The sequence below is a fragment of the Verrucomicrobiia bacterium genome, from assembly GCA_035577545.1.
GTDB lineage: Bacteria > Verrucomicrobiota > Verrucomicrobiia > Palsa-1439 > Palsa-1439 > Palsa-1439.
In genome coordinates, this window is record DATLVI010000041.1 from 140,607 (window position 1) to 152,857 (window position 12,251).

14 protein-coding genes are annotated in these 12,251 nt (G+C 58.6%); 3 read left to right on the plus strand and 11 right to left on the minus strand.

All coding sequences use genetic code 11. The features are described 5' to 3' along the window. Positions 1 to 27: 27 nt before the first annotated feature. Positions 28 to 951: a hypothetical protein gene (locus tag VNL17_15430; GenBank protein HXI85473.1), complete on the minus strand. Its 924-nt coding sequence runs from the start codon at positions 949 to 951 to the stop codon at positions 28 to 30. A 73-nt stretch (positions 952 to 1,024) separates the two neighbouring features. On the opposite strand from VNL17_15430, the gene VNL17_15435 reads away from it, so the two are divergent. Continuing rightward, complete coding sequence (locus tag VNL17_15435; GenBank protein ID HXI85474.1) at positions 1,025 to 1,237, plus strand: hypothetical protein; 213 nt, start codon at positions 1,025 to 1,027, stop codon at positions 1,235 to 1,237. A gap of 184 nt (positions 1,238 to 1,421) precedes the next feature. Here the strand turns inward: VNL17_15435 and VNL17_15440 are convergent, their stop codons facing one another. The 10 genes from VNL17_15440 to rplM all read right to left on the minus strand — a co-directional run bounded on the left by VNL17_15440 (position 1,422) and on the right by rplM (position 9,890). After that, positions 1,422 to 2,315: a cation diffusion facilitator family transporter gene (locus VNL17_15440; GenBank protein HXI85475.1), complete on the minus strand. Its 894-nt coding sequence runs from the start codon at positions 2,313 to 2,315 to the stop codon at positions 1,422 to 1,424. A gap of 38 nt (positions 2,316 to 2,353) precedes the next feature. Then, positions 2,354 to 3,253: an ornithine carbamoyltransferase gene (gene argF, locus VNL17_15445; protein ID HXI85476.1), complete on the minus strand. Its 900-nt coding sequence runs from the start codon at positions 3,251 to 3,253 to the stop codon at positions 2,354 to 2,356. 22 nt (positions 3,254 to 3,275) lie between these two features. Then, positions 3,276 to 3,593, minus strand: a complete 318-nt coding sequence (locus VNL17_15450; GenBank protein ID HXI85477.1) for a hypothetical protein — start codon at positions 3,591 to 3,593, stop codon at positions 3,276 to 3,278. Between the two features lie 7 nt (positions 3,594 to 3,600). Continuing rightward, positions 3,601 to 4,800 (minus strand): acetylornithine transaminase, encoded by a 1,200-nt coding sequence (locus tag VNL17_15455; GenBank protein HXI85478.1) that lies wholly within the window; start codon positions 4,798 to 4,800, stop codon positions 3,601 to 3,603. Continuing rightward, entirely contained in the window at positions 4,797 to 5,885 is a 1,089-nt protein-coding gene (locus VNL17_15460) for a heparan-alpha-glucosaminide N-acetyltransferase domain-containing protein (protein HXI85479.1), read from the minus strand. Before VNL17_15460 ends, VNL17_15455 begins: the two co-directional genes overlap by 4 nt. Continuing rightward, the gene (argB, locus tag VNL17_15465; GenBank protein HXI85480.1) at positions 5,882 to 6,742 is read right to left on the minus strand and encodes an acetylglutamate kinase; all 861 of its coding nucleotides are present in this window, start codon (positions 6,740 to 6,742) and stop codon (positions 5,882 to 5,884) included. Before argB ends, VNL17_15460 begins: the two co-directional genes overlap by 4 nt. Before the next feature lie 9 nt (positions 6,743 to 6,751). After that, a complete protein-coding gene (gene argJ / locus VNL17_15470; protein ID HXI85481.1) occupies positions 6,752 to 7,939 on the minus strand; it encodes a bifunctional glutamate N-acetyltransferase/amino-acid acetyltransferase ArgJ in 1,188 nt (395 codons plus the stop codon). Continuing rightward, entirely contained in the window at positions 7,936 to 8,949 is a 1,014-nt protein-coding gene (argC, locus tag VNL17_15475) for an N-acetyl-gamma-glutamyl-phosphate reductase (protein ID HXI85482.1), read from the minus strand. Before argC ends, argJ begins: the two co-directional genes overlap by 4 nt. A gap of 92 nt (positions 8,950 to 9,041) precedes the next feature. Beyond that, entirely contained in the window at positions 9,042 to 9,449 is a 408-nt protein-coding gene (rpsI, locus tag VNL17_15480; GenBank protein ID HXI85483.1) for a 30S ribosomal protein S9, read from the minus strand. Between the two features lie 12 nt (positions 9,450 to 9,461). Further along, positions 9,462 to 9,890 (minus strand): 50S ribosomal protein L13, encoded by a 429-nt coding sequence (gene rplM / locus VNL17_15485; protein HXI85484.1) that lies wholly within the window; start codon positions 9,888 to 9,890, stop codon positions 9,462 to 9,464. Positions 9,891 to 10,034: 144 nt separating this feature from the next. Here rplM and VNL17_15490 point away from each other — a divergent pair, with 144 nt between their 5' ends. Then, positions 10,035 to 10,274: a hypothetical protein gene (locus tag VNL17_15490; GenBank protein ID HXI85485.1), complete on the plus strand. Its 240-nt coding sequence runs from the start codon at positions 10,035 to 10,037 to the stop codon at positions 10,272 to 10,274. A gap of 236 nt (positions 10,275 to 10,510) precedes the next feature. Further along, positions 10,511 to 12,229: an AAA family ATPase gene (locus tag VNL17_15495; protein ID HXI85486.1), complete on the plus strand. Its 1,719-nt coding sequence runs from the start codon at positions 10,511 to 10,513 to the stop codon at positions 12,227 to 12,229. Positions 12,230 to 12,251 lie beyond the last annotated feature (22 nt).

The following is a 12,251-nucleotide window of genomic DNA, read 5'->3' on the forward strand; positions in this document are numbered from 1 at the left end:
CAGAGGCAAGTTTGCTCTGGCATGAAACTAAAATCGCCACGTCAGGGCCGCGTGCGTGCGGTAATTGGGAACGAGTTGGTCGCCGGTGCTCCGAATGCTCACCGGTAAATCGGCGCCCACTTGCGCGCTCAGCCGGGTGGACCAGGTGAAGTTGATTTGCGGGCCAACATAGACAATTGTCTCCGCCGTGTCATCGGTTGGCACACCTTGCACCGTGTCCTGACCTTTGGTTTCGCCGGAAACGACAAACTGCCCGGCCAGTGTGTGTTTGTGCCCAAGCACCAAATAAATACCCGGCCCACCGTTCCAACTCAGGTCGTTGGCAATTTGATAATCGAATGCGCCGGCGGAGCGGATCGTATATTGCATGTTCGCGGTCAGGAACAACCGTTTCCAGCGTGCGAACACACCCGTGCCGATAAGCCCGTCGTACGACCCCGATCCCATGGTCAGATCATGACCACCGATACCGGTCGAAAAATCGGGCTCGTTCGGGTTGAGATGTTCCGCGCTGCCGGTCGGGAACTTAATCCCGCCCAGCGCCGTCCAGTTGAACGTGAAGTCCTCTTCGATTTTTTGATAGATGAGATAATTCCCGATCAAGGACAGGTCCCCGATGCCGCTCTCGTCATGGTTGCCGCCAGCGGATGAACCATAGGCGCGATAAATCACCGGCAGATTGGCTTGCACGCCAAACCGGTCATTGATGTTGTAACCGACGAACACCTGCGAGACCAGGCTGTCAATGTATTCCCCGTCATTCCCCACAGTGTGACCGCCCGACTGCAACGTATTGTAATATGTGAATTGTCCGGCGACGCCACCGTACCATCCCCCGTCGCCTCGACCCTGCGCCTCCGTCGCGGCATACACGGCGCACAAATCGCAAGCCATCACTGGACCCGCGTATAACAGACCCAAAAGACACCACACCACAATAAACTTCTGCACAGAATCTCTCCTCGTTAATGAATTCCGTTCGGACAGGCCAAAGGTCCGTCCTGTTTCCTGCGCTCAGGCGGGAATGAGGAGTCTCGGAGGTGGGACGGGTGGTTCGGTAAGACGTGCACTGGCGCGGGTGACGGCCGGTAGCACCGGCTTCCACGCAACGCCAGGTAACAACGCGACAGGTAGCACGGGCAACACAACCTGGAACTTCACAACGATTACCATGTCGTTACTCGGTCCATTTTCGCCACACCGCGAGGCCCGTAACGAACATCCGGATTTCGTTTGAGTTCCCATCGAGCAACAGCAACATGCGCCGTGTTTCTGCATTTCGAGGGAACAGCAGCATGGAGGCGGAGCGGAGGGGCGAATGGCAGCCGCTTGTGAAATGGGAAGATCCGCCTGCACCAGCAAAAACGCCGTCAGCAGAAACAAGGCAACGACGCAATTAAACCGAGAGTATTTCACGCCCGTCAATGTGTTACTACAGAATGCGCGTGAGGTTCAATGTGAATCGTCACGTCGAGAACGCGCGGCAGTTTCGCGCGAATGGCATCCTTCACGGTGTGGGACAATTCATGCGCTACCGCCACCGTCAGCCCGCCGTCCACTTCAACGTGCATGTCGAGCCAGTAACCGTAGCCCATCTTCCGCGCAAAACATTTCTCAACTCCCCGCACGCCGTTCACGCGCAGAGCAACGGTGCGCGCCAAACCGGCAATGTCCTCCTTCGGGGCGGCGTCCATTAATTCATCAAGCGCGGGACGCAACAGCCGATATCCATTAAACGCGATAATCACTGCCGCAAAAATTGCCGCCCAATCGTCCGCCGCCCGATACGCCTCGCCACCCACCAGCGAGATGCTGATGCCAAGGGCCGCCGCCGCGGAAGTGATCGCGTCGCTGCGATGATGCCACGCATCGGCTTTCACCGCGCCGCTTCCAACCTCTTCCCCCACCCGCCCCACGAAGCGGAAGAGTCCCTCCTTGACCAGAACGACGCCGAGCAAAACGAACAGCGTGTAGGCGGCGGGTGCGCGATGCGGCGTTCGAATTTCCCCTGCGGACCGCGCGCAGATGAACAGCGCCGCACCCAGCAGCATCACTGCTACCGCCGCAGTGGCGATGGCCTCGGCTTTCCCGTGGCCGTACGGGTGATCCTTGTCGGCTGGTTTCTCGGCAATGACCACGGCGCGCCATACGATGACGGAACTGGCCGCGTCCGCCATGGATTCGATGGCGTCGGCGATTAGGGCATACGACCGGCCGAAGATTCCTGCCAGCAGTTTGACAATCGCCAGCGCCACATTCACAGAAAGGCCCGCCATCGTGGCCCGAACGCTGCGCTGGAGGCGGTTCTGGTTCATATGATCGCGATGCCGTTGTCCGCGAAGGTCGCCGACAACTATTTTGCCAGGAGTGTCATGATCGCCTTCTGCACGTGCAGGCGGTTCTCCGCCTGGTCGAAGATTGTCTTCTGGTGCGCCTGAAAAACATCCGCCGTAATTTCCTTGCCGATATACGCCGGCAGGCAGTGCATTACGAGCGCGTCGGGCTTGGCCTGCTTGAGCACTGCGGCGTTCACCTGGTACGGGGCGAGAATCTTGAGTCGGACCGCCCCCTCGGCCTCCTTGCCCATCGAAACCCAAACGTCGGTGTAAAGCACGTCGGCGTTCTTCGCCGCCGCGTCGACGTCTTCGGTCACGTGAACGTTGCCGCCCGCGCGTTTCACCCATTCACTGCCGGGCTGGAAGTTTTTTGGCGCCGCCACCCAAATCTCCATGCCCGTCTTCGCCGCGCCGAAAAGCCAGGAGTTGGCTACATTGCACGCCCCGTCCCCGAAAAAGACGACTTTTTTGCCCTTCAATGCGCCGCGTTTCTCCACGACGGTGAAAAGGTCCGCGAGGATCTGGCAGGGATGCTCGTCATCGGTAAGCGCGTTGATCACAGGAATGGACCCCGCTCCGGCGAATTGTTCGACATCGCTCTGGGCGTACGTGCGGATGACGACGCCGTGAATGTAGCGCGACAGCACACGCGCCGTGTCGGCCACCGTTTCACCGCGGCCCATCTGGATATCATTCGTCGAAAGATACAGCGACGAACCGCCGAGTTCGCGGATGCCCACTTCAAAGCTGACCCGCGTGCGTGTGCTGGACTTGTTAAAGATCAGCGCCCACGACTGGCCCTTGAGCGGCTGCTTCTGCTTCGCCTTGCCGCGGCCCTTTTTGAATTCCCGCGCCAGCTTGAAGATGTCCGCGATCTCGCGACCGCTGAGTTGTTCCACTGTCAGTAAATGTTTCATGATTCGCCGGTCTGCTGAACTCTCACAGGTGTCGTCCGCTGATTCCGCTCTGCCGATACTTCCCCTCCTCGATCTGTTCTAACCACCGGTTGAGACGCGCGGCAATCTGTTCGGGCGTCTCCTTCATCAACGCCCAGCGCACTGTGACTGTGATGTCTTCATTGCTGACGTCCTCCAGGAAGATGCTGTTCGGCTCCATGTACTGGTTCCACATCATCAAAAAATGTTCCGAAGGTTTCTGTTCCCATGCAAAGCGCAACTTCTTCTCCTGCGCCGTGTCGATGGGCAACACCCGTTCGACATCCACCGTCTCCAAACATTTGCCAACCTTGCCATCCATTATTATCTCACTTGCTGTTCCCGTCCTGACAAAAGGCCCGCTCCATCTTTTCGACCGCTTCATCCACTTCCGCGCGTGTGATGTTCAACGGCGGCAGAAAGCGCACGACATTCGTGCCGGCCGCGATGCCAATCAATCCATGCTCGGCAAGTTTCAGCACCGCCGGACGCGCTTCCAGCGTCAACTCGACGCCGATCATCAATCCCAGCCCCCGCACTTCGCGAATGGCCGGACATTTTGCTGCCAATGCCTGTAATTTGCCAATGAAATACTGGCCCACTTCGCGCGCGTTGCGCAGTAGGTCATCACGGTCGAGCGCATCGAGCACTGCCAGCGCAACCGAGCAGGCCAGCGGAGTGCCGCCGAACGTCGTGCCGTGCGTACCCGGCCCCAACACGTCCGCGTATGGCCCGCGTATCCAAGCCGCAGCAATGGGAAATCCGCCGCCGAGACCCTTCGCCCACGAGATCGCGTCGGGCTGAACGTCGGAGGCAATGGAGCGGAATCCGCAAAAGTCTCCCGTGCGTCCTAGTCCGCATTGCACTTCGTCGAACATCAGCAATAGTTTTCGCTCGTCGCAAAGCCGCCGCAACCCGCGCAGAAACTCCGGTGTTGCGGGTCGAATCCCGCTTTCACCCTGGATCGGTTCGAGCAGGATCGCCGCGGTCTTCGGCCCGACGGCCTTCGCCACGGCATCGAGATCGTTGAACGGGACGTGACGAAATCCGTCCACGGGCGGCTCGAACCCATGCTTCACCTTCTCCTGCCCCGTCGCGCTGATCCCCGCAAGCGTGCGACCGTGAAAACTGTTCTGGAAGGTCAAAATCTCGTAACGCGAGCCGCTCTCGTTGCCAAACTTGCGGGCGAGTTTGAAGAGCGTCTCATTCGCCTCGGCCCCGCTATTGCAAAAAAAACATTTCCCCTCGACACCCACCAACTCGACGAGACGTTTCGCGAGGCGTCCCTGCGGCTCAGTGTAATAAAGGTTCGAGGCGTGCACGAGAACGCTGGCTTGCTTCGCCAAAATCTCTGCCATCGCCGAATGGCCGAGCAGGTTCACCGCGATGCCACCGCCGAAATCGAGGTACTCCTTGCCATCGGCGTCCCAGACCCGTGCGCCTTTGCCGTGCGCAAACACGAGCGGATACCGCGCGTAGCTCGGCACGACATAACGGTCAAACAATCCAATAATTTCGGCTCGGTTCATTGCGCAGGCATCATGCGAAGTGCGGCCTGTCGTTGCAAGGATTTTGCGCGCCAGCGTACCACCCGGGCTGTCACTGACAGCACGATAGCAAGGCAGACGAGCGCGGCCCATGGTGGGAAACCTTCCGTGAACGGCGGAATTTTATACGTGCGCAATGCGTCAATCCCGAAGCTTAGGCCCGATCCGTACACGAGGATCAGGTGCACCGTGTAGGACCACAGTGAGAGTTGTCCGAATTCCAAGAGCCAGCGCGTCCCGCGCACCGGTTCGCCGAGCCAGCAGCATGCGGCCAATCCAAAGAGCACCCACCCCAATCTGCTAAAGACAAAGATTCCATCGTACCAGCCGTTCGAAGGAGCGAATCGCGATACTACTAGAAAGGCGACACCCGCCATCACGGCCCGGACACATTGTTGTGAGATCTTCTCGGTGGAAAAAATCGCCGGACCAAGCCAAACTCCCAGAAGTGGAAACGCTGCCCAAGGCACGAGCGGGAATAATCCAACGCCTGTTGGCCAGAGATAGCTGAGCAAGGGAACTGGCAACGTGGAACCCCTACCCCAACTGGTGACGTGGCCCAGCACGGCTACAGAGATAACTCCAAGCGTCGCGCAGATGATTTGGTGGACGCGTGCGTTACGCGCCGGTACTGCGACCAAGAGGATCAGGGAAAGTGATCCGGCGATGCACTGCAAGATGTCCATCTTCGTCCACAACGCGACCAGATGCGGACCGGTCGGTCCGAAGAATTGCCAAAGGAACGGCGTCGGCAGGTGCAACAGATAGGCGACGATGAAAATTTGGCCGATGCGTCGCCACAGTCGGCTCCACCCCTTGCCAAATGTGAGCACATCCTGCCACCGTTTTTGCAGGTTGATGCCGATCACACCGCCGCTGACCAGCAGAAATGCCGGAGCGACGAAGCCATTGAGCCAATTCAAGAAGACGAACCAGGCGGCTTCGCGATAGACGGGTGCCAAGACCGCATTGAAGACGTGCGCCTCGACCATCACGAGCACCGAGATACCGCGCAGCCAGTCCAGCGCGAGTAAACGGGATGATGGCGAAGTGGACGACGTGGTCACTTCACGATCTCAGTGCCAATCCCTTTGTCGGTGAAGATCTCCAGCAAGATCGAATGCGGGATGCGACCATCCACGAAGTGCACGCGGCGCACCCCGGCTTGCACGGCCTCGACGGCGCTGTCCACTTTCGGAATCATGCCCTTATCGATGATACCCTCGCGTTTCAAATCAAGCACTTCCTTCACGTGCAGGCTGGAAATCAACGTCTCGGGATTGCTCGGGTCGCGCATCAAACCGGGCACATCGCTCATGAACACGAGTCGTCGCGCATCGAGGGCCATCGCCAACTTTGCGGCAGCCACGTCGGCATTGATATTATACGCGTGGCCGTCCTCGCCCAAGCCCATCGGGCTGATGATCGGAACGACTTGCGCATGCAGGGCCTTGCGAATCTTGTCTATAATGACGTCAGTGACTTCACCGACATATCCGAGGTCCACGCCGCCGGTAAGAAGTTTGTGGCATTTGAAAACATCCTTGCCCGAAAAACTGCGCGCTTTGCCGCCCAACTTCTGGATCGTCTCGACGATGTTGCGATTGATCACGTTGCCCAGCACATCCTCGACGATGTCCATGGACTTCTCATCGGTCACGCGCATCCCCTCGATGAACTGCGCCTTGATACCCGCCTTTTCCATCGCTTTGGTGATGGCTTTGCCGCCGCCGTGAACGACCACGGGGTTGATGCCCATGGCCTCGAGGAAAACAATGTCCGCCGCTACGCCCTCGCGCACCTTCGCGTCGGGGGAATCCATAAAACTGCCGCCGTACTTGACGACAAAGGTCGAACTGCGAAAGCGTTGAACGTACGGCAACGCTTCCAGCAATACATCGGCTTTTTTAATGAGGTCCTGCATCGACGCTGCTTACTCCCCCTTGTTCAACTCGACGTATTTCTCCGTCAAATCGCAGGTGTGCATCGTGCATTGGCCACGGCCGAGATGCAGGTGAATGTCGATTGTGAACGTCGGTTGGGCGACGATCTTCCGCAGCTTTGCCAGCGGCGTTCGCGTGGCCATGCCGCCGTGAAACGCGGGTACGCCATTATAAGCGACCTCTACAAGATCCTCGTCGACTTTGGCGCGGCTGTAGCCGAGCGCGTCGAGGATCCGGCCCCAATTCGGATCGCCACCACACCAACTTGTCTTCACGAGCACGGAATTCGCCACGGACCGTGCCGCAATCACCGCGTCGCGGTCGGAAGCGGCCCCGTGGACGTTAAGAGTCACAAATTTCGATACGCCTTCGCCGTCGCGGACGATCATCTTCGCGAGTTCGAGGCACACGAAGTCGAGCGCTTCCTGAAACTTCCCCAACGGCGGCGCACCGGCCACGCCGTTGGCCAGGAGGATCACCGTATCGTTGGTGCTCGTGTCACCGTCAACGCTGATGCGGTTGAAGGAATGATTGACGGCATGCGTGAGCGCCTTCCGCAGGGCCCCTCGCGGAATGGCGGCATCCGTCGTGAGGAAGCTCAACATCGTCGCCATGTTCGGCTGGATCATGCCGGCGCCCTTGGCGATGCCGCCGACGCGAATCGTCCGGCCGCCCGCCTTGAATTGCACCGCAACCTGCTTCGCGAACGTGTCGGTGGTCATGATCGCCTGCGCGGCCGACATTCCGCCGCGCGGGGAAAGGATGCCCAGAAGCTGCTTGATGCCCCCCTCGACCTTGACAATCGGGAGGTTGACGCCGATCCGACCCGTCGAGCAGACAAGCACGTGGTTTTCCGCGCATCCGAGACGACGCGCAACCGCGCAGGCCATGGCCCGGGCGTGGATCACGCCATCGCTACCCGTACAGGCATTCGCATTCCCGCTGTTGGCGACGATCGCGCGGGCCTTGCCGGATTTCACATGCCGCATACTCAATTTCACCGGCGCGGCCTTAACCTGATTTGTCGTGAACGTCGCCGCCACCGTCGCGGGTTTGTCCGAAACAATGAGCGCCATGTCTTTCTTGCCGCGCGTCTTGATTCCCGCTGCGGTGCCGGCGGCGCGAAAACCGCGCGGAGCGGTGACCGAACCACTAATCCGAATGAAAGAAGTCTTCATGGTAAAAGTCCCGCCGTTTCTTCATAACCGCAAACCAGATTCAGGCATTGCACGGCCTGGCCGGCGGCGCCCTTGGTCAGGTTGTCGATCACGCTGACCACGACAAGCCGATTCGTGCGCGGGTCGATGCGCACGGAAATGTCGCAGAAATTGGTCGCCTCGACATTCTTCGTATCCGGCAACGACGGCGTCACGCGGATAAACGGTTCACCCTTGTAGAAGTCGCGATAGACCGCCAACGCATCCTCCGCCTTCGCCGCAAGCGCCATATATATGGTACTGACGATTCCGCGATTCAACGGAATGAGGTGCGGCGTAAAGGAAATCGTCACCTGCGAACCAGCCAGCGCCGTCAATTCCTGCTCAATTTCGCTGATATGGCGGTGCTTCGGGATACCATACGCGCGCGCGCTTTCGTTGCACTCCGTGAACAAGAACTCGTCCGCCACCTTTCGCCCCGCGCCGCTGACGCCGCTGAGGCTTGTGGCGATGATGCTGTCGGCTTTGCCCAGTCCCTTCCGGAGGGCGGGCATGACGCCGAGAATGATGCTCGTCGGATAGCAACCGGGACAGGCGATGAGGTTCGCCTTGCGAATCTCGTCGCGGTGAATCTCCGGCAGGCCGTACACGGAAGCTTTCAGTAACTCCGGAGCGGGATGCTGATGGTCGTAGAACTCCTGATAAACGGCCGCCGATTTTAACCGGAAGTCCGCCGACAAATCGAGCACCTTGATTCCTTTCTTCAACAGCGCGGGCGCATACTCGGACGCCACGCCATGCGGCAAGGCAAGAAAAACGACGTCGGTATCGATGCTATCGACGTTCGGTTCGACAAACGTAGCGTCGATCTGCCCGCGGAATCGTGGAAAAATCTCCGCAACAGCTTTGCCGGCATATTGCCGCGAGGTGAAGTGCGTGATTTCGACGTGAGGATGTCGCAACAGCAGTCGGATCAATTCCTGACCCGAGTAGCCACTCGCGCCGACGATGGCGGCTTTGGTTTTTTTCATTGCGTAGACAGCCTCAGTTTACCCGTAAAAGCAACGAGCCCCGAATATTAAACCCGGGGCTCGCGCTTGCAAGTAGAGATTTATTGGGTCGATTAACGCTTCGAGAACTGGAAGCGCTTGCGTGCGCCCGGTTGACCGTACTTCTTGCGTTCCTTCATCCTCGAATCCCGTGTGAGGAAACCCTTCTTGCGGAGGATCCCCTTCAAGTCGGGTGAGGCCTTCAAGAGTGCGCGGGCGATGCCGTGACTGATGGCGCCTGCCTGGCCCGAGACGCCGCCGCCGAGGACGCTGACAAATATGTCGTACTTGTCGACGTTCTGCGTCTCCGCGAGCGGCTGGAAAGCGATGGTGCGTTGGTTGGGCACCGACAGGTACTCATCGGCCGTGCGGTCATTGATGACGATTTTGCCGGAGCCGGGTACGAGACGGACGCGGGCGACGCTGGTTTTGCGACGGCCGGTTCCGAGGAATGCGTTTGATTGAACGGATGCTGTTGCCATGGGAGTGAGAGACTAAAGGGTGATGGCTTCGGGCTTCTGCGCGACATGCGGGTGAGCCGAGCCGGCGTAGACTTTGAGTTTCGTAATCATTGCGCGACCCAGGCGGTTGTGCGGGATCATACCCTTCACCGCGTGCTTAATGAGCTTCTCGGGATGAGTCGCGCGCACCTGCTTGACCGTGCGGCGTTTCTCTTTGCCCGGGTACTGCGAATAGGACATGTACACCTTGGCCGTTTCCTTCTTACCGGTAAGGACGACCTTCTCGGCGTTGACCACCACCACGAAATCACCCGCATCGACATGCGGCGTAAACGTGGGTTTGATCTTGCCACGCAAGACATTGGCGGCGCGCACGGCCACTTTGCCGAGCACCTGATTGCTGGCGTCGATGACGTACCAGCGGGGCTTCTGCTCTTCTTTTTTAGCGAAAAACGTACTCATTAATGTCCTATCTTGGGATGCCTAAGGCGGGGTAACGTAACTGACCGCTTCCACCCCTGTCAACGTCAATTTTGAGGTAGAATTCCGGCCCTTGACTTCCGTCAATTCTGCTTCAATTTTGTCGCATCACACCAACGGGGCGCTATGCTCGACGAATTCATTGAGATCGCCATTCAGTTTCCTTTCACGACTGCTTATCGTCTCTTTCCCATGAACCGCGATGCCGCAGGCCCATTTGCCTTGATCACGTTCCAGCCCGGCCAGGCGGTGACAAAGTTTCGCTTGCAGCCTTCCCGCATCGAATCCGGTCCTGGGGTTCCGGGTGGTCGCCTCCGTTACCAAGGGACCGTCGACTTCCGCGAACTTGTCATGTCGGCCGGCTGAAATTAGGACTTCCCATTGCTGCCATAGCGGCATCCCGAAAGTCTTAGGGACGTCGACTTGTCGGACTTTCGGCGGTCGCAGATCGCTCCTGCAAACGTAACCAACGTCTCAATCAACCATAGTCAACCGCATTTTTTACACAAATTTGGCACGGATTAAGCGTTTCGATTTGCAGTCATGTTTCATTCGCGGTATACTATGCCGTCGACGGACGGTATGTGGTGGAGATGTAGGGTATGAGCGACCATTCAGGCTATAAGAAACCGACCCCTCCGGGAGGTCCGTTGGATTTCACAGACAAATGGGGACCGCGCAACGAGTCTACCCCGATCGAATTGGTAGATAAGCTGCTTTCGACCCTACCCGAGGGCGATCCGTCCCGCTTTGATCTTTTTCGCCTGCGACAGCAGATCCAGGAGCACGAGCTGACGCTTTCCGAGGCGCGCGCGGCCATCGAAAAGATGGACGAGGTCATCAAGAAGGTGACTTCACCCGCAAACCGTATCGGCACTTTTCTCGGGTTCCCGAAAAAGGACATCGCACAGATTGCCGTCGGCGGTCACGATTACTTTTCCAATGTCGATCCGCGACTTGACCCGCAGGCCCTGAAGATTGGGACGCGCGTGCTCGTGAATGAGGCGTATGTGGTCGTCGGCGATCTCGGCTATGACAACTCGGGACCCGTCGGCAAGATCAATGACGTGCTAAAGGACGGCCGCCTCCGCGTCGGCCAGGAGCACGGAATGCACTCGGTCATTTTGCAGCGCTCCAGCGATTTACTCAGCGCCAACCTGAAGACCGGGGATGAAATCCGGATTGACCCGGCGTTTCGGGTAGCCATTGAACTGCTCGCGTCCTCCGACAAACAGGAGTTTTATTTGGAGGATGTACCGGAACTGCCGTGGTCGCGTGTCGGCGGCCAGACTTCCGCCATCCAGGCCATCAAGGACGCGATTGAATTGCCCTTGCTGCATCCGGATCTTTTCAGCCGCTTTCATTATGCGCAGCCGAAGGGTTTTCTGCTCCACGGTCCGCCGGGCTGTGGCAAAACGCTTATCGGCAAGGCGACGGCCTTCAACCTGACCGGGAAATTGCGGGAGCAGACCGGCCACGACATGAAGGAATGCTTCATGCACGTGAAGGGCCCTGAGATCCTTAATATGTGGGTAGGCGAGTCCGAGCGTATCGTGCGCGAGATTTTCAGCATCGCCCGGGAGAAGCGCAAACAGGGTTATATGCCTTTTCTATTCATCGACGAGGCCGAGTCAATCTTAGGCACCCGTCGTGCGGGCCGCTACGCGAACATTCTTTCGACGCTGGTGCCGATGTTTTGCTCCGAGATGGACGGTATCGAGTCACTGAACGATATCGTAATTATTCTTGCCTCGAACCGGGCGGACCTGATCGATCCGGCCATCCTCCGTCCGGGCCGCATCGACCGCAAAATTCGGATTGACCGCCCGGATAAGGATGGTGCGCACGAGATTTTCTCAATCTATTTGACCGCGGACCTGCCGCTTGATCCCGCCACGTTGAAGGCGCACGGCGGCGACGCGAAAACCACGGTAACAGCCCTGGTGGATACAGTCATCAAGACGCTTTTTGCGCACCGCGATGAAAACCGTTTCCTCGAAGTGTCGTTGCGCAGCGGTCGCAACGCGGTGCTCTATCGCGGCGACCTCATCAGCGGCGCGATCATCGCCAGCATCGTCGAGCGCGCCAAGGAAATGGCCATCAAACGCAGCATCGATTCCCGCAAGGATGAGGGCATCAGCGAGGCGGACCTGCTCCGCGCGCTGGACCTTGAATACGCGGAAAACGACATCTTCCCGCCCACCGACATCACGGAGGACTGGTTGATGTTGCTCGATTACGATCCCGAAAACGTCGTAAAGGTTTCCCCGATCCGGCCCCTGTCGGGACCCCGGTCGAAGGGAGTCAGTGCCGTCGTCTAAGGCGGCGAGCAAGGAGGCGGCG

What these genes read in the sequence shown, in the direction of transcription:
- VNL17_15435 (HXI85474.1), top strand. Translation starts at nt 1,025, where the DNA reads ATGAGGAGTCTCGGAGGTGGGACGGGTGGTTCGGTAAGACGTGCACTG.
- VNL17_15440 (HXI85475.1), bottom strand. Translation starts at nt 2,315, where the DNA reads ATGAACCAGAACCGCCTCCAGCGCAGCGTTCGGGCCACGATGGCGGGC.
- argF (HXI85476.1), bottom strand. Translation starts at nt 3,253, where the DNA reads ATGAAACATTTACTGACAGTGGAACAACTCAGCGGTCGCGAGATCGCG.
- VNL17_15450 (HXI85477.1), bottom strand. Translation starts at nt 3,593, where the DNA reads ATGGATGGCAAGGTTGGCAAATGTTTGGAGACGGTGGATGTCGAACGG.
- VNL17_15455 (HXI85478.1), bottom strand. Translation starts at nt 4,800, where the DNA reads ATGAACCGAGCCGAAATTATTGGATTGTTTGACCGTTATGTCGTGCCG.
- argB (HXI85480.1), bottom strand. Translation starts at nt 6,742, where the DNA reads ATGCAGGACCTCATTAAAAAAGCCGATGTATTGCTGGAAGCGTTGCCG.
- argJ (HXI85481.1), bottom strand. Translation starts at nt 7,939, where the DNA reads ATGAAGACTTCTTTCATTCGGATTAGTGGTTCGGTCACCGCTCCGCGC.
- argC (HXI85482.1), bottom strand. Translation starts at nt 8,949, where the DNA reads ATGAAAAAAACCAAAGCCGCCATCGTCGGCGCGAGTGGCTACTCGGGT.
- rpsI (HXI85483.1), bottom strand. Translation starts at nt 9,449, where the DNA reads ATGGCAACAGCATCCGTTCAATCAAACGCATTCCTCGGAACCGGCCGT.
- rplM (HXI85484.1), bottom strand. Translation starts at nt 9,890, where the DNA reads ATGAGTACGTTTTTCGCTAAAAAAGAAGAGCAGAAGCCCCGCTGGTAC.
- VNL17_15490 (HXI85485.1), top strand. Translation starts at nt 10,035, where the DNA reads ATGCTCGACGAATTCATTGAGATCGCCATTCAGTTTCCTTTCACGACT.
- VNL17_15495 (HXI85486.1), top strand. Translation starts at nt 10,511, where the DNA reads ATGAGCGACCATTCAGGCTATAAGAAACCGACCCCTCCGGGAGGTCCG.